The 25,586-nt window shown below is 41.1% G+C and carries 22 protein-coding genes and 1 pseudogene; 12 read left to right on the top strand and 11 right to left on the bottom strand.

Annotation, left to right across the window (positions count from 1 at the left end):
- Nucleotides 1-10: 10 nt before the first annotated feature.
- A complete protein-coding gene (gene ndhL, locus AC5590_RS18085) occupies nucleotides 11-274 on the bottom strand; it encodes an NAD(P)H-quinone oxidoreductase subunit L (RefSeq protein WP_169264900.1) in 264 nt (87 codons plus the stop codon).
- A gap of 974 nt (nucleotides 275-1,248) precedes the next feature.
- A complete protein-coding gene (locus AC5590_RS18090; protein ID WP_169264901.1) occupies nucleotides 1,249-2,163 on the bottom strand; it encodes a lysylphosphatidylglycerol synthase domain-containing protein in 915 nt (304 codons plus the stop codon).
- A gap of 567 nt (nucleotides 2,164-2,730) precedes the next feature.
- Here AC5590_RS18090 and AC5590_RS18095 point away from each other — a divergent pair.
- Together AC5590_RS18095 and AC5590_RS18100 are read left to right on the top strand one after the other, a co-directional pair.
- Nucleotides 2,731-2,997, top strand: a pseudogene (locus AC5590_RS18095) (DUF6658 family protein); the annotation flags it as partial.
- 185 nt (nucleotides 2,998-3,182) lie between these two features.
- A complete protein-coding gene (locus AC5590_RS18100) occupies nucleotides 3,183-3,875 on the top strand; it encodes a hypothetical protein (protein ID WP_211178420.1) in 693 nt (230 codons plus the stop codon).
- Nucleotides 3,876-3,974: 99 nt separating this feature from the next.
- Here AC5590_RS18100 and larC read toward each other — a convergent pair whose 3' ends face one another.
- The gene (larC, locus tag AC5590_RS18105) at nucleotides 3,975-5,336 is read right to left on the bottom strand and encodes a nickel pincer cofactor biosynthesis protein LarC (RefSeq protein ID WP_169264902.1); all 1,362 of its coding nucleotides are present in this window, start codon (nucleotides 5,334-5,336) and stop codon (nucleotides 3,975-3,977) included.
- A 258-nt stretch (nucleotides 5,337-5,594) separates the two neighbouring features.
- On the opposite strand from larC, the gene AC5590_RS18110 reads away from it, so the two are divergent.
- The 3 genes from AC5590_RS18110 (at nucleotide 5,595) to AC5590_RS18120 (ending at nucleotide 8,631) form a co-directional block, all read left to right on the top strand.
- Complete coding sequence (locus AC5590_RS18110; protein ID WP_169264903.1) at nucleotides 5,595-6,257, top strand: L-threonylcarbamoyladenylate synthase; 663 nt, start codon at nucleotides 5,595-5,597, stop codon at nucleotides 6,255-6,257.
- A gap of 384 nt (nucleotides 6,258-6,641) precedes the next feature.
- Nucleotides 6,642-7,859 carry a HetZ-related protein gene (locus AC5590_RS18115; RefSeq protein ID WP_169264904.1) on the top strand — a complete coding sequence of 406 codons (1,218 nt, stop codon included), beginning with the start codon at nucleotides 6,642-6,644 and terminating at the stop codon, nucleotides 7,857-7,859.
- A 289-nt stretch (nucleotides 7,860-8,148) separates the two neighbouring features.
- On the top strand, nucleotides 8,149-8,631 hold the full coding sequence (locus AC5590_RS18120) for a PD-(D/E)XK nuclease superfamily protein (protein ID WP_169264905.1): 483 nt from the start codon (nucleotides 8,149-8,151) through the stop codon (nucleotides 8,629-8,631).
- Here the strand turns inward: AC5590_RS18120 and AC5590_RS18125 are convergent.
- Nucleotides 8,628-9,461 (bottom strand): DNA adenine methylase, encoded by an 834-nt coding sequence (locus tag AC5590_RS18125; RefSeq protein ID WP_169264906.1) that lies wholly within the window; start codon nucleotides 9,459-9,461, stop codon nucleotides 8,628-8,630. The genes AC5590_RS18120 and AC5590_RS18125 overlap by 4 nt on opposite strands.
- 480 nt (nucleotides 9,462-9,941) lie before the next feature.
- On the opposite strand from AC5590_RS18125, the gene AC5590_RS18130 reads away from it, so the two are divergent.
- The 4 genes from AC5590_RS18130 to AC5590_RS18145 all read left to right on the top strand — a co-directional run bounded on the left by AC5590_RS18130 (nucleotide 9,942) and on the right by AC5590_RS18145 (nucleotide 13,424).
- Nucleotides 9,942-10,148 carry a DUF751 family protein gene (locus AC5590_RS18130; protein WP_169264907.1) on the top strand — a complete coding sequence of 69 codons (207 nt, stop codon included), beginning with the start codon at nucleotides 9,942-9,944 and terminating at the stop codon, nucleotides 10,146-10,148.
- Nucleotides 10,149-10,234: 86 nt separating this feature from the next.
- Nucleotides 10,235-10,639 (top strand): 30S ribosome-binding factor RbfA, encoded by a 405-nt coding sequence (rbfA, locus tag AC5590_RS18135; protein WP_169264908.1) that lies wholly within the window; start codon nucleotides 10,235-10,237, stop codon nucleotides 10,637-10,639.
- Between the two features lie 641 nt (nucleotides 10,640-11,280).
- Nucleotides 11,281-12,876: a glycoside hydrolase family 3 N-terminal domain-containing protein gene (locus tag AC5590_RS18140; protein WP_169264909.1), complete on the top strand. Its 1,596-nt coding sequence runs from the start codon at nucleotides 11,281-11,283 to the stop codon at nucleotides 12,874-12,876.
- Nucleotides 12,877-13,187: 311 nt separating this feature from the next.
- Complete coding sequence (locus tag AC5590_RS18145; RefSeq protein ID WP_041040790.1) at nucleotides 13,188-13,424, top strand: DUF4327 family protein; 237 nt, start codon at nucleotides 13,188-13,190, stop codon at nucleotides 13,422-13,424.
- 634 nt (nucleotides 13,425-14,058) lie between these two features.
- On the opposite strand, the gene AC5590_RS18150 is transcribed toward AC5590_RS18145, so the two are convergent.
- The 3 genes from AC5590_RS18150 to AC5590_RS18160 all read right to left on the bottom strand — a co-directional run bounded on the left by AC5590_RS18150 (nucleotide 14,059) and on the right by AC5590_RS18160 (nucleotide 15,593).
- Nucleotides 14,059-14,409 carry a hypothetical protein gene (locus AC5590_RS18150; protein ID WP_169264910.1) on the bottom strand — a complete coding sequence of 117 codons (351 nt, stop codon included), beginning with the start codon at nucleotides 14,407-14,409 and terminating at the stop codon, nucleotides 14,059-14,061.
- 316 nt (nucleotides 14,410-14,725) lie between these two features.
- Nucleotides 14,726-15,121, bottom strand: a complete 396-nt coding sequence (locus tag AC5590_RS18155) for a RidA family protein (protein WP_169264911.1) — start codon at nucleotides 15,119-15,121, stop codon at nucleotides 14,726-14,728.
- A 40-nt stretch (nucleotides 15,122-15,161) separates the two neighbouring features.
- Entirely contained in the window at nucleotides 15,162-15,593 is a 432-nt protein-coding gene (locus AC5590_RS18160) for an NUDIX domain-containing protein (protein ID WP_169264912.1), read from the bottom strand.
- A gap of 280 nt (nucleotides 15,594-15,873) precedes the next feature.
- Between AC5590_RS18160 and malQ the strand changes: the two genes are divergently transcribed.
- Nucleotides 15,874-17,382 (top strand): 4-alpha-glucanotransferase, encoded by a 1,509-nt coding sequence (malQ, locus tag AC5590_RS18165; protein WP_169264913.1) that lies wholly within the window; start codon nucleotides 15,874-15,876, stop codon nucleotides 17,380-17,382.
- Between the two features lie 57 nt (nucleotides 17,383-17,439).
- Here the strand turns inward: malQ and AC5590_RS18170 are convergent, their stop codons facing one another.
- Complete coding sequence (locus AC5590_RS18170) at nucleotides 17,440-18,252, bottom strand: helix-turn-helix domain-containing protein (RefSeq protein ID WP_169264914.1); 813 nt, start codon at nucleotides 18,250-18,252, stop codon at nucleotides 17,440-17,442.
- Between the two features lie 32 nt (nucleotides 18,253-18,284).
- On the bottom strand, nucleotides 18,285-19,043 hold the full coding sequence (locus AC5590_RS18175) for a pseudouridine synthase (RefSeq protein WP_169264915.1): 759 nt from the start codon (nucleotides 19,041-19,043) through the stop codon (nucleotides 18,285-18,287).
- 145 nt (nucleotides 19,044-19,188) lie between these two features.
- Between AC5590_RS18175 and AC5590_RS18180 the strand changes: the two genes are divergently transcribed.
- Entirely contained in the window at nucleotides 19,189-19,905 is a 717-nt protein-coding gene (locus tag AC5590_RS18180) for an LmeA family phospholipid-binding protein (protein WP_169264916.1), read from the top strand.
- A gap of 223 nt (nucleotides 19,906-20,128) precedes the next feature.
- Here AC5590_RS18180 and dps read toward each other — a convergent pair whose 3' ends face one another.
- Both dps and AC5590_RS18190 read right to left on the bottom strand, forming a co-directional pair.
- Nucleotides 20,129-20,677, bottom strand: a complete 549-nt coding sequence (gene dps / locus AC5590_RS18185; RefSeq protein WP_169264917.1) for a DNA starvation/stationary phase protection protein Dps — start codon at nucleotides 20,675-20,677, stop codon at nucleotides 20,129-20,131.
- 419 nt (nucleotides 20,678-21,096) lie between these two features.
- On the bottom strand, nucleotides 21,097-21,993 hold the full coding sequence (locus AC5590_RS18190) for a helix-turn-helix domain-containing protein (protein WP_169264918.1): 897 nt from the start codon (nucleotides 21,991-21,993) through the stop codon (nucleotides 21,097-21,099).
- Between the two features lie 1,274 nt (nucleotides 21,994-23,267).
- On the opposite strand from AC5590_RS18190, the gene AC5590_RS18195 reads away from it, so the two are divergent.
- Nucleotides 23,268-25,412: a secretin GspD/PilQ domain-containing protein gene (locus AC5590_RS18195; protein WP_169264919.1), complete on the top strand. Its 2,145-nt coding sequence runs from the start codon at nucleotides 23,268-23,270 to the stop codon at nucleotides 25,410-25,412.
- The last annotated feature ends 174 nt before the right edge of the window (nucleotides 25,413-25,586 follow it).

The following is a 25,586-nucleotide window of genomic DNA, read 5'->3' on the forward strand; positions in this document are numbered from 1 at the left end:
ACCAATTTCGTTAAACTTCAATTTGTCGGCGTCGGGGTCGCAAGTTTACAAACGGCGACAGGAGCAACAAACCTGGAAAGAAGAAGAATACCAAAAAGTACATGAAGGCACGTTCCAGAGAGCTAGCCACATACCACCGTAAGTTTAAGTAAAACAGGACAGCGGCTGGTACGACCAAAAGATAAGCTCCAGCTAAAATCAGATACAGTAGCGCTACAACCATAATTTCTTGGTTTTCAGTAGAAAACGACCTGTTGGTGGATCTGTTTTCCATGATAGGCTGAATGCCTTGGCTGTTGGAAGTATTGTTGCCCTAGTAGAGGAATCAAGATTGAATAATTTAAAGATAAAAAAAATTGTTTCCATCTTTGCTTTTATTTTTTGATCTATTTTCAAAACATTATGCTATAGTAAACAACCAGTGCAGTACAACGCACACGAGAAATGCTTGAGGAAGGATCTGTAATGGTGAGCGCGCTGCTTTCACGGTAAGTCGAAGGTGAGCGACTAGCAAATCAAAAGGATGCGGCAACGAAAGTAAGAGGCAAGTTAGGAAAACCTAAAACCTCAATTTCGACTCAACAATCTCAAATTTTCCAGTGTAAAAGTGCAAAATTGGACAAATAACGCATTTAATGCTGGAATAGATGAGGAGGTTTTTTCTGACCTCCATAAAACAACTGACTCCCAAACATGTCAGGGGGTGTGGCGGAATGGTAGACGCTACGGACTTAGATAACTGAGCCTTGATGGAGAAATCCAGCAAGTGACTGCTCTCAAATTCAGGGAAACCTAAATCTGATCACAGATACGGCAATCCTGAGCCAAGCCAAATTTGTCTTTTGTCCTTCGTTTTTAGTTAATTGTTACTAGCAAATGACTAACGACAAATGATAAATGACTAATGCGGAAGGTGCAGAGACTCGACGGGAGCTACCCTAACGTAAAGTCGAGGGTAAAGGGAGAGTCCAATTCTCAAAGCCTTATCGGGTTATTTAACCTACTAGGCAGTAGTGAAAGCTGCGAGAGAATGAAAATCCGTTGACCCTAAACGGTCGTGTGGGTTCAAGTCCCTCCACCCCCATTTATAAATTCAAAGTTAAAAATTCAAAATTCAAAGTTCAGAATTCAGAATATTCCCTAGGGACAGGCTAGACATAGTTCGTAGCTTATCTCTCGGGAGGTCTTAAATTCAGAATTTAAAAAGAATTCAAGAATAAAATGGTGCTGGCTCCTCAAAACTGAGGACTATGAGAGGCGTTCGTCAAGCCAGGAGAAGCCAGCACCAGCAGTTTCCGCAAAAATGCTTACGAGACGATATAGAGCAGTTGCGCCCAGAACTACCGCAGTTGGAAAATGTTGCTGCAAGAGCGCGATCGCTGTGGCTTCAAACACGCCTAAGCCACCAGGTGCTCCTGGAACCACTAACCCTAGTAACCACGCAAAACTAAAACCACCAACTAATAAAGGAATTTGACTAAAGTTTAAAGGACTCAAGGCAAATAAAGTTAATATAAACCCTGCGCTGCGTAGTCCCAAAAAGCCCAATTCTCCTATCAAAGGTCGTAGGGGATATCGTTCTAGACTCCAGGGAACGGCTTGCTGAGTGTTGGAAGCAGACTTTTTTACCTTTATACGCTGTAAGAGGTGAGTCGCTCTGTTCAAAAATTTGGGATGTAAAACACAAAGTACTCCTAACAAACCCAGTAGTTGTAGGATAAGTTGAATGATAGTAATTTTTTCGGTTAGAAACTGGCTAGTGAGTAGAACAACAATTAAAGCAGCTGCTGCCATCAGTAGAGGTTCTAGCACTACACTAAGGGTTGCTGCACCAGGAGAAACATTTGCATTTTTTGCTGCTATAATTCTTCCGTAGTAATGCCATATATTACCTGGTATGTACTTAGCAAGATTTGTTTTGAGGTAAACTTGAATAAACTCAAAAGAGTGGACAGGTTGATTTAACTCTCGAAGAACCCAAGTCCATACCCAACCTGCCCAAGTGTGTGCTAGCAATGTCACACCTGTGGCGATCAAAAGAATTGCCCATCCTGCTGCATCAATATGGATGGTAGCTACTTCTCGCCAGTTATCTTTAAAGGCTTTTACTAGAAAAAATAAGGTTCCACCTAAAATTAGCCAGCGTAAAGTTTGCTTGATCATTTTGGTTATTTAATTTATATATTTGCTCACCTACTTAGCTACATCAAATCATATGGTATGTCAATCATATATACCAGTATTTTCGGCAAACTTTTTAAAAGCTTTCGTTGATACATGTAGCTCTTTTGACTATATTTTATATAACTTATAAAAGCACTTCTTTTTTTAATTTATAAGTTTCTCACTACTATTTTATTTATTAAATTATAAAATAAACTATACATTCTGATGATTTAGCAGGTATCTTCTATCCTAACAATTAGTTTCACTTCATTTAATAAACAATTATTTTGCAGCTAAAAGCATTCTAGTTTTTTAGATTACTTTGCATATTTTTTAACTAAGATATTAAGACATTAAATTATACAATATTAACGGCAGCAACTCAGAGGCTAATTATAATAACTTATATACCTCTAAAGTTATAAAAAATCTAACAAAAATGAAAATAAAAAATGTGACTTTTGCTAGAGGCATTGTTTGTTTTTCTCTTTGTAATCTTATGAAGAAAATATTGATCAAATATTAAGAAAATATTTTCTTGTTTGTAGTTGATGGGAGAAATTGGTGAATGGTTTAACTTATTTTATAAAAAAACTGCGACTGCGCCAGATTGTGATAGTGTTTTTAGCTGGGGTGTTGTTGATAGTAAGCACCGCTTGTGGTAATGCAGCAAATACTCAGGGTGCAAATCCAGAGAATCCTGCTGTGCAAGCAGGTGGTGCAAATAATCCTTATAAAGGAGAAGGGGATAAATACACCGAGCAGAAGATGTCTAATTCTGGACGAGACCAAGCAAGCTCACTGCTTAATTCACAATTGCTAATCGCTTCTGGTGTCAACACACAAGGGCAAGGCAGATTAAGCAGCTGATAGACCTGAATTGAAACCCAATTCAGTAGTCAACAAATAAAAATGGTTTTTTGGATTTAGATGTGAAGTAAATCCAAGATGCACAAGTACCGAGTTAATTCTTGGTTAATGTTAAACTTTGTCATACAAGCAAAAGGAGTCGCACTGTGAAAAAAATCGTTGCATTGTTCAAAAACATTCGCCCGATCAAACTTATAACAGTTTTTGTGGCCGGAATGATACTGTTTATTACACAAGCTTGTAGTTCTGTAGCTGCAACAAGTCCTCGTCAAACTGTAGGAGAACAATCTGCACCTCCTAATTCTGAAACATACGTTCCAAAGGGAGCCAATGTAAATTCTGGCTATGAAGGCGGGATGAATAACTTTAGCGATCTTGATCCCAGAACCAGTGACGGTAAATTCAAAGCTGAGGCTGAGGCTCTCAAAGAAAACGCGGAACAAAACATCCAGAACAGCTCGAGTAACGCAGCAGAAAATATTCGCCGCGTAGGTGAAGATACAGGAAAAGTAGGCAGAAATATTCAGAAAGAAACTGGAAAGATCACAGAAAAACTTCAGAGTGAGGCTGAGAACTTTGCTGAAGGAACCAAGCGAGGTATTGAAAATATCAAAGAAAACACCAGCGATGCTGCTCAGGGTACAGCGAAAACTGTTCAACGTTCTGCTGAAAACACAAAGATAAGTGCTCAACGTGCGGCAGAAGATGCTGGCAATGCAGTGGACAAAAAGTTAACAGATGCCAAGACCACTGCTGATGAGAAAACTCAAGAGGCGGCCCAAAACACTGGTAACATCTTGGAAAAGGCTGGTAATGCGATCAAAGACGCTGTTAATTAACAATCAATAGCCTGTTGTTATCTGCTCACACGCTTCCAGTCTATCAGCAGATAAACCAAGCCCGCCTATGCGGGCTTTTTTGCTGTAGTGTTAAATACACTAAAGAAATTGATCCCCAATAGCTATTTCTGTTTGCGCGTACCAATTCTGTAGCCCTAGCCGCTGAATTTCTCGCCAAGGAATATTGTGTTTTCGCGCAAGTTCTGCACAGTCTTCATATTCTGGTTGGACGTTAGTTATCGCTTTTTCGTTTGCTTGTCCTGTCCATGCTACCTTGACGCGCACAACACCGTATTCAGTTTCCACTTGTTGAATTTCTCGTTGGAGAGTGGTGCGTTGCTGAGTTGAGCGACGAATTCCTAAAGTGGTGGTTTCGCGAAACAAAACAGCTTCACAGCTGTGTAGATTTTCGGGATGACAAATCACACTCAGCAAAATTCCTGGGCGAGATTTTTTCATGCCTACAGACTGGGTAAAGACATCTAAAGCACCTGCGGCAAATAATGCCTCAAACACATAACCTATAGCCTGTGGACTTAAGTCATCAATTTGGGTTTCTAAAACACAGACAGTTTCCAAAGCTGGACTGGTATCACTAGCAATGGATTTTGTAGCGGATGAATTATCTGTCAAACTCACAGTTGATTTATCTGTGATATTCGTTGCCTGATTTATTGGCAAATTTGTTGCTTCACCTAGCCACAGACGTAGAATATTGGGAATAGGTAAATGAATCGAACCAGCACCCAGTCCTACTTGTTTGATGGTCATTGGGGGTGGAGAACCAAAGTCTACGGCAAGAGTTGTTGCGATCGCAGCTCCTGTTGGTGTGACCATTTCCCGTTCGATACCGTTACTATAGACTGGACAGCCGCGCATTTCCCATAACTTCAAAACTGCTGGTACTGGTACAGCCATTTGCCCGTGAGCCGCCCGCACTATTCCCCCGCCAGTAGGTAGCGGCGAGCAGAATAATAAAGGTAATCCTTGATCATTGCTCTCGATACCCAACCAATCTAAACCCAAACAAGTGCCAACAATATCGACAATGGCATCAACAGCACCCACTTCATGAAAATGAACTTTTTCTGGCGCAATGCCATGTACTGCCCCTTCTGCGATTGCTAGCTGCCTGAATACTGCCAAACTCCAGGCTTCTGCTCGTGATGGTAACTCAGCTTTTTGAATCATCCGCTCAATTTCTGGCAAGTGGCGTCCGTGGTGGTGATTGTGTTCATGGTGGTGGTGATGATGGTGGTCTACTAAATCCACATGAACTTTGGTAGCCTGTTGAGTGTTACGGTGAACAAGTTCTGCTCTCAGTTGATACTCATGCTCAATCCCTAACCCGTTGAGTTTTTGAGTTAAATACTCTAAAGGAACACCCAAACTAACCACAGATCCCAGGCACATATCACCGGAAATTCCTGTCGGACATTGAAGATACGCAATTTTAGTCATAATGAGTCAAACAATTTTGGATTTTAGATTTTGGATTTTGGATTAGGAATTTTGGATTTTGGATTAACATCTCGGCTCCGCTCAACGTTCACAATGGATTTCACGGACGATTTCGGGGGATTGTACCCAAGATTTCATTCTAAGTTTTGCGTTCTAAGTGCTTTTTTGCGTCATTAATTATTAATTGTTTGTTAGTTGCGAGTTGTTAAGTGCTAAAAATACCACTAACGATTAACTACTGGCCTTTTTTTTATTTCTATGGCAAAAATTTTCCAAGTTCATCCTGATAATCCCCAAGTCCGGCGTATAGAGGAAATACAAGCACAACTGCAACGTGGCGCAGTGATGCTTTATCCTACGGATACAGTTTATGCTATTGGTTGTGATTTAAATGCTAAATCAGCAGTGGAGCGAGTAAGACAAATAAAACAGTTGGCAAATGATAAACCACTGACATTTTTATGTCCCTCGCTTTCTAATGTAGCCACTTATGCTTATGTGAGCGATAATGCTTATCGGATGATGAAAAGCTTAATCCCAGGACCGTATACGTTTTTGTTACCTGCTACAAAGTTAGTGCCACGACTGGTACAAAATCCGAAGCGGAAGACCACTGGAATTAGAGTGCCAAATCATACTATGTGTATAGCTTTATTGTCAGCGCTGGCAAACCCAATTATTTCGACTTCAGCACATTTACCACCTAATGATGATATAGATGATGAGTATAATGACAAAGAAGCACAAACTTACCTATCCCGAATAGAATTATTTGACCGTTTGGACAAATTGGTAGATGTGATTGTGGACACTGGCGAGGAACCCAAGTATGAAGTTTCTACTATATTAGATATGACAGGAGAAATACCAACGATAGTGCGGCAGGGTTTAGGCTGGGAAAAAGTCGCTGCATGGGTATAAAAGTATAAATATTTAACTTCACGCCCCCAGTTGTCAATTCCATAAAACAGAGTAGAAATGACTCCAGTTTTTAGATTGTCATACCTACAACATTGGAACTAGGTATGATTTGAAGTGTTAAAAATCTTGGTGCAGTAAGGGTTTGGGGTACTTGGGGAGCATGGCGGATATCCATGTATCTGTCGCTTTTTAGTGGTTTGTAAAAAAACCGACACACCGCTAATACTGTAACTTTTTCAGTTGTTTTACAGTCATATTGTGTGAACAATGCTGACGGCAACTCTTGATGGGTAAAAACCATGAAAGAGATTTGCTTACTGGGGCGTGCCTTGGTAGTGCTGTCTGAGTATTGTTGTACGGTGCAATACCAATTCGAGAATTGTCATGAAACCAAATCTTCCCAACCTACCCATATCCACACCTTCTTTAAATCACCACGTTTCGACGGAACAATTGCAAGTTTGTAATAGTGATGCTTTGGTGCAACTGCTGTGCAACGAAATGCAACCTCAGGTGAAAACAACATCTACGTCGGTGCAAGCTATAGCAAAGCGCATAGCAAAAGAAGTGGAACGCATCTGCAGCAAAAGTTCGCGCATCCAAACATCAGGACAAATTAAGTCTTGGCTGTTAAACTTGGCAAGACATCGTTCGCAAAAATGCCTGCGTTACTACCAATTGGGTTCAAAAAAAGGTCGTGTAGAATTACATAGCCAATTGGGGGCGATGGTTTACCGCCACATTATCATATCAAGTTCTGATTTAGGGTTTGAAGCTCGTTACAACTTGATTGAAGATTTCCTACAAGCATTTTATCTAGAAGCTATAAAAGCTTTCCGGCGTGAAAACGAACTTCCGGAAGATTATACCCCACGTACTCAACTGGAACTGGCAGAATATATGGCGTTTACAGAACAATATGCCAAACGTCGCATTAATCTGCCTAGCGGTAATCAACAGTTGGTTATATTACGTGCTCAAAGTTTTGCTCGTCGTTTACCTCAAGAAACAACAGTAGATATTGAACAGGCTGTTGAATCTGCTAAAACCGAAGAAGCAGAATCTTATCAGCGTCACTCAGCAGTTCAACAAGTTCGCTCTGTGATGACAGCACAATCTCAGTTTGATCCTGCTGAAGATTCTGAGCGCGATCGCGTCATCTCAGAATTAGTAAAATATTTAGAAGCTCACGGCCAAGCTGACTGCATAGATTATCTATCCTTAAAACTGCAGGATCTCTCAGCACCAGAAATTGACCAAATTCTCGGTTTAACCACCCGCCAGCGCGATTATCTACAACAGCGTTTTAAGTATCATGTAGAAAAGTTTGCCAAGCAACACCAGTGGCAGTTGGTACATCAATGGTTAGGCGCAGGGCTAGAACAGAAATTGGGTTTATCCTCCCAACAGTGGGAAGTCTTTGTGAGCCAACTTTCGGAACAGCAGCAGGAAATTTTGCAGCTCAAAACTGCAAAACAAAGTGATCAAGCAATCGCCAGAACAATCAAATGTACTCCCAAACAGCTACAAAAACGCTGGACTCAAATGTTAGAAATTGCATGGACTATCCGCAACGGTAGCACAGGAATGCAGGCAGGCTAAAGTTATAGTGAATTGTATCAACCAAGAAGCTAGTCTTATTCAATTTTCTAGAGTTTATCCTATTTGTTTAATGTTAAACATAGATAGTTTCTTCCTTCTTTTAACTCAAAATCTGCTGTTCTCCTTCCCTTCTCTTTTCTCTATCTGTTTCAGAAGAGAAGGGTAATGTGGAACAAAGGAAGAGTCGCAGATTAGAAAAATTATCAAGTGTTGCAGCAAAAAGTGAATTAATCTTAAAATAGAAGCTATAATCTACAGTCAATTCTTCATTCTCCAGAGCTAGAGAGCAATGACTCAAGGTGGCAGAGCAAATCAGTCTGGCAACGTCTTGGAAAAAACTGTAGAAGGAACTTTGTTAGGGCATGGGTATGAGCTAGTCGGTTCTAATCTCGTAAAGAAGAAGCGTTTAGGACATCTTATAAACTGCACGAGTTTTCCAAAACGATACGCAAGACAAGTTTACATAGGATCAGGGATTTATGGTACTGATATTTATGTAGACTTTTACATCATTGGTTCAGTAACAATTCCTTCTGGTTTTATTATTGAATGTAAATGGCAGCAAATTAGTGGCTCTGTTGATGAAAAACTTCCTTATGTTAATTTGAATATCCAAAATTGCTATCCTGCACCCGCGATTGTTTTGATTGACGGAGGAGGAATGAAACCAGGCTCAATTATCTGGTTAAAAAACCAGGTAGCTGATAACCCCAATTTATTAGCTGTACATAATTTAAGTACTTTTATTGCTTGGACTAACAATCATCTCTAATACGAAGTAATTAACAGTTCGTTAATGACGCCACGTTTTTTGGCATTAGAGTTGATTGATCTCCCAGCTAGCACAGTATGTATATGAAATTCTTTATAAAGATCGCGAATAAATGAAGTGTCTGAATTAGATAACATCACCTTGACGCCACGTTTGGCGAGTTCTCCAAAGACTTCTCTTAGTTGATTTTGCTCTTTTTCATGAAAACTATAACGACTATATGATGTAAAATTACTGGTACTACTGACTGGATAATAAGGTGGATCAAAGTAGACAAAATCATCTTCATTTATAGCATCATCTAGCACATGTTCAAAGCTTCTTACTTTTATTTCTGCTGACTGCAAAGCAAGTGATGCTAAACGTAAGCTAGATGAATCACAAATATTAGGTTTTTTGTATCTGCCCATTGGTACATTAAATTTGCCTTTGGAGTTTTCTCTGTAAAGACCGTTAAAACAAGTTTTGTTCAAATATATTAAACGAGCTGCTTTTTTTACTTCACTATCCTCAACAGTAGTTCGCATTTGATAGTAATAATCTTTATTGTGTTGCTTTTCATGATATTGGAGAATATTAATTAATTCATATAAATGATTTTTGACGCAATTATAAGTATTAATGAGTTCTGAATTAATATCAGTTAAAAATGCTTCCTTCGGTCTGTTGTACAGATAGAAAAAAACTGCTCCCCCTCCTATAAATGGCTCATAATAATTTTGGAAATCATTAGGAAAAAAGGTATAATATGTTGGTATTAGTCTGCTTTTGCCACCAGCCCATTTTAAAAACGGACGTGGTAAATCTTCTTTAGAAACTTGACTTAACATTTCACAAATTAGAATCAATATAATTGTAATCTTTTTGCTCTTTATCTATAATTATATCCTAGTTAAGTAGAACCACCAAATTAAACATAAAATAAGTGGTATCAGAAAGCCGGTTTATTCAATAAACCGGCTTTCTAAATTTTACGTTTTTTTATCCGGATCTACTTCTTTTAAGTATCAAAAATAAATGTTAAATGAACCGCGAAGACGCAAAGTTCGCTAAGAAAAGAAAGAAAAGAAAAGAGAAGAGTGGTAATTATTCAAATTGGTGTTTTTTTGATGAAATTAAGTAGATAAAGTTTTAAAAACGTAGAAGAAAGTCTTTGCGATGACTTCGCTTAACAGAGTTCCGATGGCAGCGGACATTTTATCTTTCCTTAAGTTGAGCAACTGAGTAATTCTCTCATGTCAGATTACAATGAGAACAAATAAACCAATCAAAAAAAACGTGTCGTCTATAATAAGGTAGTCTAAATCTAGATGTTTGACGGATTCTGGAATAATATTTCTCGCTACGCTCGCTACTTCATTACAATACTTTTGGGTGTGCTTTTGAATGCTTATGCGCCTTTGATACCTCTTTTTAAACGCCCACTCACTTTAATACCTATTTTGGGCTTCTTTTTAGGCGCTCTGGTTTTTATTAGTCTCACGCTGCGTGCGATGCTTGGTTTTAGTACAATTTAGACTATGACTTTGGTGGGAAGTTCACTCCCCTAATAAAGTCGTATTTATGTAATGTGTAGTAGATCCTCTGTGAGGAGACGAATTTTATGGCTACAGATCGCCGCGTTTCCCGCGTTGCTGAGCTAATTAAACGGGAAGTTAGCCAAATGTTACTCAACGGTATCAAGGATGATCGTGTGGGGACAGGAATGGTGAGTGTTACTGACGTTGATGTATCGGGAGATTTGCAACATGCGAAAATCTACGTCAGTATTTATGGCACAGAGGAGGCCAAAGCAGAAACAATGGCTGGGTTAAAGTCAGCGACAGGTTACGTCCGCAGTGAACTGGGTGCACGAGTCCGTCTGCGTCGTACACCAGAGGTAGTGTTTCTAGAAGATCGATCTATAGAACGCGGTACAAAGGTGCTGTCGCTGTTAAACAAGCTTGAGCTAGAACGTCAGCTAGAAAATCCGGCAGAAGAAAACAAAAATAACTTCATTAAAGAATGAAGATTTATGTCTGGAGGATTAAGTAACGTAAACAACAATTAATTAACGTACATCAGCTAAACATTTAACAGACACGACAAGTCGTGTCTGTTTTAATTTGCTTAATGCAAAGCTCACTGAGAGGGCAGTTACAACAATTTACAGGTTAGAGACTACGTTTGAGTCAGGAAATCAAGAGGTTAAGGAGTGAAATAAATTGAAAACGCTGTAAATATATACTCTTTGTATTTGGTTGTCTATTTGGAATCAAAATCTTGCATTCTTGTGATTTAAGTCTGACTGAAAGATTCTGCTTTTTGCTAAAAATGGTGCAATATCTCAGTTTATACCTATTCCAAAAGGCTGAGTACTTTACAAAACTAAATATTGGTAAGTCCTGAGAGTGTCAGCTGTGGGGTTTCGGGTGTAGTGCAAATTTTTTTCCCTACATCTAACATAGGGACAATATCTCTCGGCTGGTGCAACTTGACCCTTGAAGTCGATTTTTGCGTAGCAAACTCCCTTAGTGGCATTTTCACTTGACATGCCATGTACTTTGGAAACAAAGCCATTGGTTTTTGCTTAGCAAACTAAGATAGCTGTCGGTACTCTTGCTTGTTGTGTTGGGTTTTCTGTTTTTAAATTTTGTATTGTAACTGCCTATGCTGCCCGATATAGACAAACTCTCCCTGCCTGAACAGGTGGCTCAGATGATCGTTGTTCGTGCCTCCGGCTTTTTATTTGATCATCAAATTCAGTATCCTGTCTGGGAACCACCAGCAGCGACACTCCAACACTGGGTGCAAGACTTGGGGGTTGGTGGAGTGATTTTACTGGGGGGAAGTGCTGGGGAATTAGCTATCAGGACACAACAATTGCAAAAATGGGCGAAAACTCCTCTACTGATCGCTGCTGATATTGAAGAAGGTGTTGGACAGCGGTTTAGTGGCTCAACTTGGTTTCCGCCACCAATGGCGTTAGCCTCTATCTTCCGCAAGGACCAAAAGTTGGGTTTGGATTATGCCCAAAAAATGGGAGCTATCACTGCACAAGAAGCTTTAGCCATTGGGATTAACTGGGTACTCGCTCCTGTGGTGGATGTGAACAATAATCCTGATAACCCTGTGATTAATGTTCGCGCTTTTGGCGAAACGCCTGATGAGGTTAGTCAGTTGGCTTGCGCTTTTATTCGTGGTGCAAAGACTCATCCTGTGCTGACAACGGCGAAGCATTTCCCAGGACATGGGGACACGGCTGTTGATTCTCATCTGGATTTGCCTGTGATCCCGCACTCGCTACAGCGACTGGCAGAAGTGGAATTACCACCTTTTGCGGCGGCGATCGCCTCCGGTGTGGATACAGTCATGAGCGCTCACTTATTAATACCTAGTTTAGATCCACAATTACCAGCAACCTTGTCACACAAGATATTAACAGGGTTGTTGCGGCAAAAATTAGGCTTTTCAGGCTTGATAACTACAGATGCTTTGGTTATGGGTGCTATTGCCAACCGCTATGGGGCAACTGAAGCTGTTGTGATGGCATTGCTTGCTGGTGCTGATATTTTACTCATGCCTGTTGATCCTGAAGAGGCTATCAGTGCTGTATGTACCGCTGTTGAAAGTGGTCGGATTTCGCGATCACGCATTCGCGAGTCTGTTGAGCGCATTTGGCAAGCAAAGAGCAAAGTCTCTTGTGAACCAGTCACGACTACAGGTTTTATCGAGCGCACCGCCCAAAAGGATTCTCTTGAGATTGTTGGTGAGATTTTGCAGCAAAGCCAAATCATTCACGGCTCTGCGTTAGCATTAGAGCAACTCATAGATGTCATAAAACTTAATAATAAGCAAAAAGTGAATTTATACAATATAATCATTGTTGATGAAATCATAAATTGTGCTTTTTTAGACAAAAGTGCACCAGTGATTACACTTACTAACCAGGTGGGATATAAAATCCAAATTGTTGATTCTCAAACTCAAAACACTAGTAACTTGGAGGAAAATCATCCGACTTTACTACAAGTCTTTATCAGAGGAAATCCATTTCGTGGTAGTGCAGGACTCACTAAGGCAGCAGAAGACTTATTTAAGAAATTGTTAACAACCAAGGGCTTACAAGCTTTTGTCTTATACGGTAGCCCATATGTATGGCAACAGTTTATACATATATTACCGATTGAGATTCCTGGTGTATTTTCTTATGGGCAAATGCCAGCAGCACAAGACCGCGCTCTACGCACCCTCTTTGGTATGTAGACAATCTGTCTTGTTAAAACATCTTGCCTTGCCAAACCGTGCTTTTTGGTAGGCAACAACTATCTCAACAACGTCAGCAAGATGAATCAACTCTCCTAATGTGTTAATATGCAATACAATTTAAGCAAATGTCATGACTCGTTGATTTTCGTAACATTTCTTCATATAATTTTAGGATGTATAGCGTCAAAATGAAAATAGTTCCGTATATAAAACTACAAAACCCCAACGACTAGTTTTTCATATCTATCAGCCTTTGTTCCTAAGGGATTTTGGGAAATCAATTAAGTGTTAAATTGTGAGCAAAAACCATGAGTGTGAATACGGTGCCTTCTATCAGTTACTATTCTCTAGATGTGATACAAGATGAAGCACGCCGACTGGTGCAAAAGGGCTTGGTAAGCAGACAGCAGCCGATTTATACCTTGTGCCAATACATCCCGGCTAGAGAGTGGGTATGTATTGAATGTGAATTAGAAAAGTGTGATTTCTTGCTGCGCGATCGCATTGCCGATCTGATTGGTCGGGAACAGTGGGAAAACGACTAATCAGTTTTTCATTTTTGATTCTGGAATGGGATATAGAAATTGATAAAAAGGGATTTAACCCTCAATTTGAAATGTAATCTCTGCTTTTTATGAACCTTTTCCAGTCCAAAATCTCAAATATCCCATCTTCCATCGATACAAAAGTGTTTTCTGGAGATTTTTAATCTACATCGGCTTTGCAACCACTTGTCAAAGTAGCCCTAGAAGTGTCGTTGCACTTTGGGTGTAGATATTTTAGGGTGTTAATGCCTTTAGACGTGTGAATTCCGGAGCAGTTCAATTTTATAAACTGCTCCGGAAATTTTGTATCTCTCTTAAGAAAGGGGTGTAAGGGTGTAGGGGAGCCACTGCCCTTCGGGTATCTCCTGCACCAAACGCTACTTTGTAAGTCCCAAAGGGACACGCTTACGCGTATCTCCTACGGAGACGCTGCGCGAACGCTCGATTCGTGCGCTTGCGCTTACGCAGTCGCCTAGGTATCTGGCGTGAAAAGAGTGTTTTTTCCATTAGTAGCCGGGGGTGCGCCGCCAGTTTAACTCTGAAGAAACACGCTTAACAGGGAACTCTTAACAGGGAGAGGAAGAATCAATCGACGTTAACTCTTATTTTTCCCGAATATCATTCGCACCTACCATTATCCGACTTGTTCGAGATACTGGTTGATATCTTCTATGACGCGCGTCAGTTCGGCTTCTGTTGTCAAGCGAATAGTTGCATCGCGGACGGTTAGCAGGACTTTGGCTGCAAAAGGAGTAGACCAGATATTGGGATTACAAAAAATTTCTAAAAATACCTCTCCCGTGTAACGATATTCCATTGGACGCTGGGGACTAGGTTTACCACCAGGAGTGGTTTTAGCAGCAACAGCTTTAAGGCTTTGCATCAATTGATCCAGCGCTGCTTTGAATTCTCGTGCTGCTTGAGGTGAAAAACTAAAAGAGACGGAACCTTCTACTAAGTTCAGTGTCAGACGATTTTCGGACATGAGTTACTGATAAAAACTTCTATAGCAATCGTAAATGATTCCTGAACACTCATTTGGGGAGATCAGGGAAGGAGAGTTCGTGCTTGAACAAACAGAGTGAACCTGATACGGATAGTATGCAATTTGATTTTCTATGCGTCTACTGTTTCTTGATAATATGCTTGATGAAAAATAGTAAAGTGCTTTTTTTTGCTTTCATGACAGTAAAAATACAAGGTTTAAAATCAAGAAAACAACAAACGAAAAATTACTAAGAGAACTTTCCAACGAAGAGTTACTCGAAGTATAGATAGATGAGCAACTCATTCGCCATAACTTAGCTTGAAATGACCGCAATACACTCTATCTCTACCAACACGTCCTTGGGTAAACGCGATACCTGTACACACGCACGCGCAGGCGCTGTCGCCTCATCAAAATACTTTGCATATACCGCATTTACCGCGGCAAAATCATTCATATCCGCCAAGAACACAGTTGTTTTCACCACATTCTCAAAACTCGCCCCAGCAGATGTGAGAATTGCTTCTAAATTTGCCATCACCTGTTGAGTCTGCCCAGTCACATCCCCTTCACCAACAATCTTTCCCGTACTGGGATCAAGAGAAATTTGCCCAGCGACAAAAATCATTTCACCAGACGCGACAATCGCTTGATTATACGGTCCCACAGGTGCAGGTGCCTTATCAGTACGAATAACCCTTCTACTCATTTCTCTTCTTCGCGCCCTTCGCGTCTTCGTGGTTTAACAGTTAATCCAACCTGGGACGTATCCCATAATGCCGATATCGCCAATAATCCCGCAAAATTCTATCATGGTCAAAGCATAAATTCACTGGCACACGCCAAGACTCAAAAATTCCCATAGCCTTAGCATCATCCCCTGCTTTGGGTTCACCTGTTGCAGTTGCCAAAAACACAACGCTGAGTGTGTGCTTGCGGGGATCGCGGCTGGGATCAGAATACACATGAAATTGTTCAACCAACTCCACCTGCAAGCTAGTTTCTTCCAAAGCCTCGCGCTGTGCAGCTATCTCAACAGATTCTCCGTAATCTACAAAACCACCGGGGATAGCCCAACCTAAAGGGGGATTATGTCGCTCAATTAACACTATTGGTCGATGAGGACGGTCAATCAATTCGATGATGATATCAACTGTTGGAGCAGGATTTCGGTAAGTCATGAGTTATTAGTCATTAATTGTTAGTCAAGAACTAGGAGTGTAGGGGATAAGGGTGTAAGGGATACAATTATTGAGGGCTTGTATCCGAGAGTTTTGGGGGCACTAGCTCCCCCATACCCTTAGTTTCGGTCATTTAACCAAAGGCAAAGGACAATCAATGTCAGGTTACTGGATGCATCCCCAGTTACTAGTTCTGTGATAGATTCAATGCGATGCTCCCAGAAGGAGCTGCCCAGAGGTAGCATCGTGCATTTGTTCGCTCATTAATAATAGGTTCAGTATGCCTTTTCCTAGATCCAGCGGTATTTTGCTACATCCCACTTCCTTTCCCAGCCGATTTGGCATTGGGGATTTAGGAATCCAAGCTTATGAGTTCATTGATTTTCTCAGAGAAAGCGGCCAACAATTTTGGCAAGTGCTACCTCTAGGACCAACTGGGTATGGTAACTCTCCTTACGCTTCTTATTCAGCAATGGCTGGAAATCCGCTGCTGATTAGTCCAGAAAAATTGGTAGAACTGGGTATGCTATCTGAGGAGGACTTTGCTAATTTACCAGTTTTTCAAGAATCTAAGGTAGATTACGACAAGGTCATACCCATTAAAATCGAACTGTTAAAAAAAGCCTGCGAGAATTTTAAAGATAGGGCAACACCCTTGCAGCAGAAGGAATTTGCTGGTTTTTGTGATAGCAAAGCCTATTGGCTAGAGGATTATGCCTTGTTTATGGCGCTCAAAGATTCCCATAATGGAACAAGTTGGCATACTTGGGACCGAGAACTTGCCAAGCGTCAACCGGAAGCAATAGAACAGGCACAACGGCAGTTGAGTACGGAAATTTTTTATTACAAGTTTACCCAATACGAATTTTTCCGCGAGTGGTCCCAACTCAAAACCTATGCCAATATGAGCGGTATTCAAATTATTGGCGATATTCCTATCTACGTAGCCCATGACAGTGCTGACGTGTGGTCCCATCCCCATATTTTTTGCTTGGACGAACAGACGGGAGAAGCAGCACTGATGGCGGGAGTTCCACCAGATTACTTCAGCGCCACTGGTCAATTATGGGGTAACCCCATTTATAACTGGGAGGGATTGAAAAACCAGGACTTTAGCTGGTGGATAGGACGCTTTGAGGCGATGCTGGATTATCTAGATGTAATCCGTATTGACCACTTCCGAGGATTTGAAGCTTACTGGGCTGTTAAAAAAGGGGAACAAACAGCCATGAATGGAGAATGGATCAAAGCCCCTGGAGAAGAATTGTTTGAGACAATTAAACAGCGATTAGGTAAGCTACCTGTGATGGCGGAGGACTTGGGAGTCATTACGCCAGAAGTAGAAGCGCTGCGAGATAAGTATGAATTTCCTGGAATGAAAATTTTGCAGTTTGGCTTTGGTTCTGACGCTGCTAACCCATTTTTACCTTTCAACTATTCACCCAATTGTATCGTTTACACCGGAACTCACGACAACGACACAACCGTAAACTGGTTCAATACAGCCTCAGAAGAGGAAAGGCAAAACTTGTTGCTTTTCTTGGGTTGTCAAAGTCCTGAAGGGATTCATTGGGATTTGATTCGACTTGCGATGACTTGTGTGGCGAATCAAGCAATTATTCCGTTACAGGATCTTTTGGGCTTAGGAGGTGAAGCGCGGATGAACTTCCCTAGTAAAGCCGAAGGTAACTGGGAGTGGTGCTATCAAGCGAATGCTTTGACTAAGGAATTAAGCGATCGCCTACAAAATCTCACTAAGTTATGTGGACGTGCGCCGCAACCTAAGTGAGGAGATAGCAAACCCAAGAGGGAGTGAAGGATATTTTCCCCCACTCTCTCCCTTTCCTTAAGATCTAGTATTAGCTGCGATCGTCACTTCTTTGACTGTACCCGGTTCTCCGAATTGCTTAGCTTGTTGCTTGTTAACACTCATCAACACGCTACCCGCATTACCTGCTTTAACAGTCAGTTGTCCCTGAGCCATCCAAGTACGTTGAGTCCCCTGTGGGAGTTCACCTTCGTACTGGAGTTTGCCATCGGCTACCACTTTTATCCAAGATGTCTGTTTCAATGTAACACCAATTTGCACCTGCTGCGGTTCTATGGCGTTGTCAGGTAATTTACTGACAGCTTGAACAAGTTGTACTTTTTGATTTTGGGTGGTTTGTTGTTGTGCTAGGGGCTGTGTTTGTTCTTTCTGGTTATTTTGGCTATAAGTTGCTTGTAATGTTGTTGCGTTGAGTAACTTAGACAAACCAGTGACGGAGCAAAAAATTAAAAATACGTATAGCACATAAAGATGGACAGGGCGTAATTGACTCCCTGATGTCCTTTTCCAACCTAAGTTTTGGCTGAACTGGTCTATATCTGTAGGAAAGGTAGTGGAAAACTCTGCGCCATTCAACCCTAGTGCATCAGCAAATTGCCGTATCAAACCCTGAGTGTAAATTGGCTCTGGGAGTTTAGTCAAATCACCTTGTTCTATCGCCTCTAATAGTCGTTGGGGAATTTTGGTCAAAAGCACCATTTCCTCTAGGGATAAACCCTGTCCCAAGCGTAACGCCAACAGTTGAGCACCCATTTGGGCGAGAATTTCGGCTCTTTGTTGCTCGAATGAAGGTATAGATTCATCCTTGTCTTTCTTTGTTTGCCACGTCATATACTGTTAAACTCCTTAACCACACTGAATCTTTAATAGGAAACTGCTGCAATTGCTTTTTTTAAAAAAAGAATTTCAAACTCCTCTAGATGGCGATACTCACCTTCACCTAAGTGACCTTTTCCAGGCGTTTGCAATTGAATAGAACCAATAGCAGTGCGATGTAGTTCAATAACTGGGTATCCCAATTGTTGAGCAACACGGCGAATCTGACGATTTCTCCCCTCCTTCAAAATAATTTCTAAGCAGCAAGAAGAAGCAAACTTTTCTATGATTCGTACTTGTGCTGGTCGCGTTCTTGTCTCATCCAAGACCACACCCTGACGCCACATCTGTAGAACTTCTTGTGGAGGATGTCCTTTGACCAAAACACGGTATGTCTTAGAAATACTATGACTAGGATGAGTTAGACCAAAAGTGAGGTCTCCATCGTTTGTAAGTATTAATGCTCCTGTAGAATCTATATCTAACCGACCTACTGGGTGAATACCTTGACCGGAACTTATTTGTTTAGGAAGTAAGTCTAATACAGTAGGTCTTCCATTTGGATCATCACAAGTAGTCAGCACCCCAAGTGGTTTGTGCAGTAACAGGTAAATGAAAGCTGGGCGCTGTAGGACAGACAGTTGCTTTCCATCAACCGTGATAGTATCTGTTTGAGGATCAGCCTTTTGACCCAAATGTGCCAATTCACCATTGATGAGCACGCGTGAGTGCCTGATCATCTCTTCAGCTTCACGACGTGAGGCTATACCCCATTGAGAAAGAATTTTTTGTAACCGTGCCTGCATGTGTAAATTACTGATGATCAATCAAAATGTTAATCAGCAAATAATATCTCTACATTTTGTCATGAGTTTCCCAAAACGCTACACTAACATACCGTAAAAATTCCTGGTATCTCTCTATTTGGATAATCATAAGCAAAATAGTTCAATGCAAGAGTCTCATTTACACTCGAAAAAATCACACAAGACACGTATTGTCACAAATGTGTTGACAGCAGCACTCAAGCTGTGGTTGAAAACTCAAGTGAGCCAAGTCTCTCAACTGGAAGTCGAAATCAAAGCCAGCGATCGCCAACTTCTGTCTGGTTGCATTCCTTGGGTATCTGTTTTTGCCAGTCATGCTGTATATCGAGGTCTCCATCTTACACAAATTCAACTAGTTGCAGAAAATATTCGTATCAATATTGGCTCAGTACTCAAAGGACAACCACTACGACTATTAGAAACAGTACCAGTAGTTGGCGAGCTGATCCAATCACAGGAGGATCTCAATGCGTCTGTGTCATCTACCTTGTTATCGACTGGTTTATATGAGGTTATGGTTGAACTTTTTCCAGAACACCAATTTTTTTCCAAGTCCATAACTTGGAAAAAAATTGACCTTGAGCAGAGTAAAGCAACACTCTTCGCTATTTTGGCAGACGAAGGCGAGCCTACTCATTTAGATATTAGTATGAGTCCGCAGCTAATTAGCACACAGGAATTGCTACTCTCATCAATCCAAGTCAAAAGCGATATAGGAGCCCTGCTTGAGCCTAGTCACAAAGAACTTTCTTTCAATCTGGGATCGGATGTTGATATCCAAGAGTTAACTCTTATCCCAGGAAAGTTAATATGTCGCGGAAGGATTAACGTCAACCCCTGATGATTAAAAATAAAAAATTAAATCAGTTAATCTTTATGTGTAATTATAGATTTAGCCACAACAATTAGCTAGAAAATTTTTGGTTAATCTGAGTACAGTTTTTTTCATTCCGTAGCAGCGTGGTTTCGGTTGGGATTAGCGGACCTTAACCAACAATCGCTACGAACTTGTGCCATTCTGTACTCAGTGATCAGCGCCCTGGAAATTTTTGAGAGTAGTTTCTTTAGTTATGAGAAGCTACTCGATGATCCTCATCAAAGTATGAGTTCATCAGCTGTTCATCCAAAAACCACAAATGCTTGTCAATGACGCTAGAGATTTCGGCGTAGACGTACGCTGTCTCAGCATCCCCCAAAATAGCGGTGCGGTCAATATTCTCCCACAGCAAAGAGGCATAGATGGATAGACGCTCTGCTAGGGATGCTATGTGTTCTTGACTTTGTGTAAGATGAAAGGGGTATTCAGGTAAAACTGAATGTTTGACAGCAGATCGAGCTGTTCCTCTGGCTAAACCACCAAGAACTGTTATTCTCTGGGCAAGCATATCAATATACAACTCTAGTTCAATTGCAATTTCGTGAAATAATTCGTGTGAAGGATGAAAGTTCATGCTTTTCACATTCCAACGGGCTTGCCTGAACTGAGTCTTGAGATCAATAGTAGTTGCCAGCGTTTGGTTGAGGATGTCAATCAGTTGCGCTTGAACTTCTAAAGTTGTACTATGGCGAATAGTATCAGGGCGAGTACAGCGAAGCTTACAATTGTCGCTCATACGCTCTCCTTTATTTCTCCAGATAAGAAAAGGACGTAGTGGTAAAACGTCCAGTAAGCAGTTTTTTGCAAACGTCTCTTTGGAGATGCACCGCAACACTCATCACTCTGATTCGATTTCTCCCAATCCCTTGAATTTGGCAGGACTATCTGTGGGCACCACAACAAGAAATGCGGGGGATAAGGGAGGATTTTATCCCCCAGCCTCCAACTTTTATCGCAAGAGTTGTTAAATGAACAAACTTGCCGAATTTGAGTGGCAATAAATGAGTCCTGTGTTTCCAACGGGAGCTATTAGGAGAATCTTTTGGATCGAATACCACTAGTCGAGATTAATAGGGACATTGATGTTTATTTAAAGGTATATAAAATCCTGATTCCTGCTGTCTAGAAGATTCTTGCTATTTTGTGATATTCTTGCTAACTTTTTGCACGAATTTCTTTGGGTGTTACTCCCAGTACGCGCTTGAAGTGACGGGTGAATTGACTTTGGTCAGCAAAACCTACTTGTGACGCGACTTCAGAAATTTTTTGTTTATTCTGTAGCAGCAGCATCCTAGCACGCTCAATGCGGCAGTGCATCACATATTGGTAGGGAGAAAGCCCAGTAGACTGCTTGAACAAGCGGCAGAAGTGGTACTGACTTATACCTGCTTCTTTTGCCATGATGTCAAGGAGTAAATTATCTGCTAAATTGTCGATAATAAATTCAATGACTCGCTGTAGTTTATATTTCGGCAATCCTCCTTGATATTCTGGAAATTTGTGCTTAGCCGCAGAGTAATGCTGCAAGAGATGAGCTGATAGCGCAGTCGCCATTGATTCAGCATAAAGACGGCTAGGCGACCTATCTGATTCCAGTGCTGTCTTAAGGGCAAGCCCAATTTGATAAATTAAGGGATCAGGCTTGGAAAAGTGTGGTATAATCTCCACAACATCTTGATTCACTAAGTCACCAGCAATATTTGAGACAAACTCAGAATTTAAACATAAAGCAATAAATTCCGACTCTTGAGAAGAAGATACCTTGTGGATGGTTTGGGGAGGAATAATCGCCACATCGCCAGGGATAGGACTTTCAGTTTTGTGGCAATCACCAAGCGATCGCTCCAAATGTGATTGACTACGCACACGAATAGCAAGTGTATAATGGGATGCATAATGTTCAGGGCTTTCATACTCTGGTTGAAGGTGATACTCCAGATATAAGTTTTCCCATCTAGCATGGTGGCTAGATAACACAGGTCGTCTAGGAAGTATACGCCTGCGACCTTCTACTCTAGTTGCATCAATGGCTAAAGCTTTCTGTGTTGGCATTAATTTCACCTGATCTGTTGGGCTTTTGCTATTAATCGTGCTAAAAATGTGTTGGCTATAGCTTGTAAGCTGTGCCGCATTTGATTTGTATACGGCTATTGGCTAGACTTTTTGCAACGACTGGTTTTTTTCCTTGCACATTCTGAATTGATTAGTAACTTGGTGTTGCTAAATCTAACTTTTTGGGCAAGTCTTGAGTTAGCGTTACTCTCTACAAGAAATACGCTTAACAGGTGAGAGAAGCCCCTCCTGCATTGTGCTGCTCTGACTAATGACTCATAACAAGAAAATTAGCAGTTTAAATGTATGAGATCTGACAAACAAAATTGCAACCGTTTTCTTCTTAAACGCAAGATAACGGAAATATCTCCTTTGCTAATAAATTTGGCTCAAGGCTAGATACCGACAATATCTTGTTGCTTTTAGTAATGGTCATGATTACTATTGGCACAACATACGACTGCTGCTTTGGAATTCACGCATTCGCTGATCACTGTTCACGCAGGTTACCCGTTAGGTGCAGCCGTGCTGTAGGGATAGGGCATAGATTGGAGTCTCCTCCAAAGATGCTGCTTTGTATGCCTACGGCACGCCTTACGCAAGAGCGCATGATTGCGTGCGCTTTGCGCTTACGGAGATTTCCTCCGCAAGGGCAAACCTCTCTCAAAATTCAAAAAGCTTGTATTACAAGCTTTTCGTGGATTTTGAATAGTAGTTTTTTTTTGGCGATCTCTAGTAGGAAGAAATTAAAGTAATTGTTGCAAATACTAATTTAGCTATAAATTCCACATTCAGCACCTTGAACAAGAACACAGCATAATTACTTACTTTTAGCTATTTACATAGTAATAAATAATAATGCTATACTTAATTAAATGTTCTTTAAAATACACTTCATTAGTGAGTTGAGTATTTTAAGTAGTATCCTTGCATCTTTAAAAACAGTAAAAACCGATGGTGGCAGTTGAGGGTGCATTTATAGGGGATAAATATATTTACAAAATTTACAAATAGTAAAGATGAAAATTATGAGAGGCAGTATCTGCTGAGGGGACATACGAACGAGTGTTATGCAAGCTTGGGTTTTTTAGTGACTCTCAGGTAAAAAAACTGTTCATTTTGAACAATTATAAGGAAATATATCAACGTAGTTGTGTTGATTGTCGAGAAAGCTATGCTAAGAGCTTAGCTGCCAAAAGCTCAAATCGCTTTGATCCAAAGCACAGGACAAGCAAAGTTTTCTTGTTAGGTTTTTCAATTGTGAGGAATAAACTGTGAAACAGCTTCACGCTAGTGCTAGTAGTTTTGTATTAGGTGCAGCTGCAATGATTGTTTTGGCAGCTCAACCAGTATGGGCACAGACTACTCAAATTACTGGAGTGCAGCTAAGTCCAGTTGATGCTGGAATTAACGTCATATTGAAAACTGCTTTGGCTTCGCGCCCACAAATTGTTACAACAAAAATTACGACAAAAAAAGGTAACGCTTTAGTCGTAGGTCTTATTAACACTCAATTACGTTTACCAAAAGGAAATACTTTCCGTCAAGATAATCCAGCTTCCGGAATTGCTTCAGTGACAATTCATCAGCTTGATGCCAATAGCATTCAGGTGATAGTTACCGGAACCAGCAGCGCCCCCAACAGTGAACCCGTGGTGCGACAGCAGAATAACATTATTCTGGGCTTTACCTCAACACAGCCAAGACAGGCGAGGACGACTACGCCACAAACAGTACCAATACAAACTGCGTCCCCTGTTTCTCCCTCACCTCAACCTACGCAACCAGCAGCACCAGGTTTAGATACGAATCAAACTTCGCCTATCTTGCCAAAAGCGATCGCACCACCTGTAGGTGATATTGCTATCTCCAATCTCGATGCTTCTTTTAGCAACATTGACTTAGGAACTCAAGAACGGGTGTCTCGCTTGGTATTGCGAGAAGCCCCGGTACGTGAGGTTTTGTCACTGCTGACTCGTGCTGCTGGTCTTAACCTGGCTTTCACGGGAACACAGACATCAGAACAAGCTTCTTCTGGACAGCAAAGTACTACTAGGAGTGATGGACCAACAATCTCGCTGGATATAGAAAACGAGTCAGTTCAAGATGTTTTTAACTATGTCTTGCGCCTGAGTGGTCTTGAAGCAAACCGCAGAGGACGGACAATTTTTGTTGGAACGAAACTGCCTAATGCCGTTCGTGATGTAATTGTACGTAGTGTGCGACTCAATCAGGCAAAGGTGGACACAGCATTAAACTTTTTGGTTGGTTTAGGGGCAGAAAGTGCAGTCAGCCGCGAACGTCAAGTGACTAGTGTTAGTGCTGTACCTGTGGGTGGTACTGTCAACCCCCTCACCCAAAGTCAGACGACAACAGAAACCAAAATTGAACGTTTAAGTCTTGATGACTCCAAATATTCAACACCCTTACTCCGAGGTTTACAAGCACTAGGAGACGAACGCACTAATTCCATTACTTTAATTGGTTCTCCCAAGCAAGTTGAAATGGCGACATCTCAACTGACTCAGCTTGATATCCGCCGTCGGCAAGTTGTCGTTAACGTCAAAATTGTCGATGTTAATTTACTGAACACAAAAGACTTTAACACTAGCTTTTCGTTTGGCATTGGTAACAACTTCTTTACTAATGATGGCGGTGCAGCAGTTCTCAATTTTGGCGGTTCTAGACCAGCTACGAGTTCTGAAGTGAGTGGAAGTGTATCTAGTTCTCCAACAATCAAAAACCCATTGCCAGAAAATCCGCTTAAGTTTCCTAGACGTTTGCTTGTTAACTTACAAGCTCAAGTACAAAATGGTAACGCCAAGATTTTGACTGACCCCACCTTAATTGTTCAAGAAGGTCAAAGCGCAAGTATTAACCTGACTCAGGAAGTAGTAGGTAATATAAAAAGGCAAATCGTTCGCGATCAGAATTTTGCCACAGAAACAATTGCAGCGGATAAAGAACAAGTAGGTTTAACCCTGGCTGTTAAAATTGAACGGATTGATGACAATGGTTTTGTATCTCTCTCAGTAGCTCCCACTATTGCAGCTCCTCAGGCTCCAGCTGAAATTAACTTAGGTTCGAGTGGTAGCCAAAGAATATTTTTAGTTTCTAAGCGTGCTCTTAATTCTGGCTTAATTCGTCTGCGTGATGGTCAGACATTAATTCTCAGTGGTATTATTCAAGATTCAGAGCGAGTAAGTGTCTCTAAGGTTCCTATATTGGGTGATATTCCGCTTCTTGGTTCACTCTTTAGAAGAACAAACAAAACTAACGAACGTAATGAGGTGATTGTATTGCTAACGCCTCAGATTGTAGATGATTCAGAGCGCTCCTCTTTTGGCTATAATTACAGCCCTAGCCCTGAAGTGCGGCAAATGCTAGAACGTAGTGGTTTACAGCTGCCCAAGCGTTAAGGCTTTGAAAAAGTGGGAGTAGAACTTGTGAGCGACGGTGTACACACAAGTCATATAATCATCCAAAAATCTGGGAAAACCTCACCCTGCCCTATCGGGCATCCCTCACGCCAGGTGCTACAACGGTCAAAGCTCGCCGGGGGAAGCTTCCCCCGGCAGACTTTGGGGGAACCC

The sequence above is a fragment of the Brasilonema octagenarum UFV-OR1 genome (assembly GCF_963888615.1).
Lineage (GTDB): Bacteria > Cyanobacteriota > Cyanobacteriia > Cyanobacteriales > Nostocaceae > Brasilonema > Brasilonema sennae.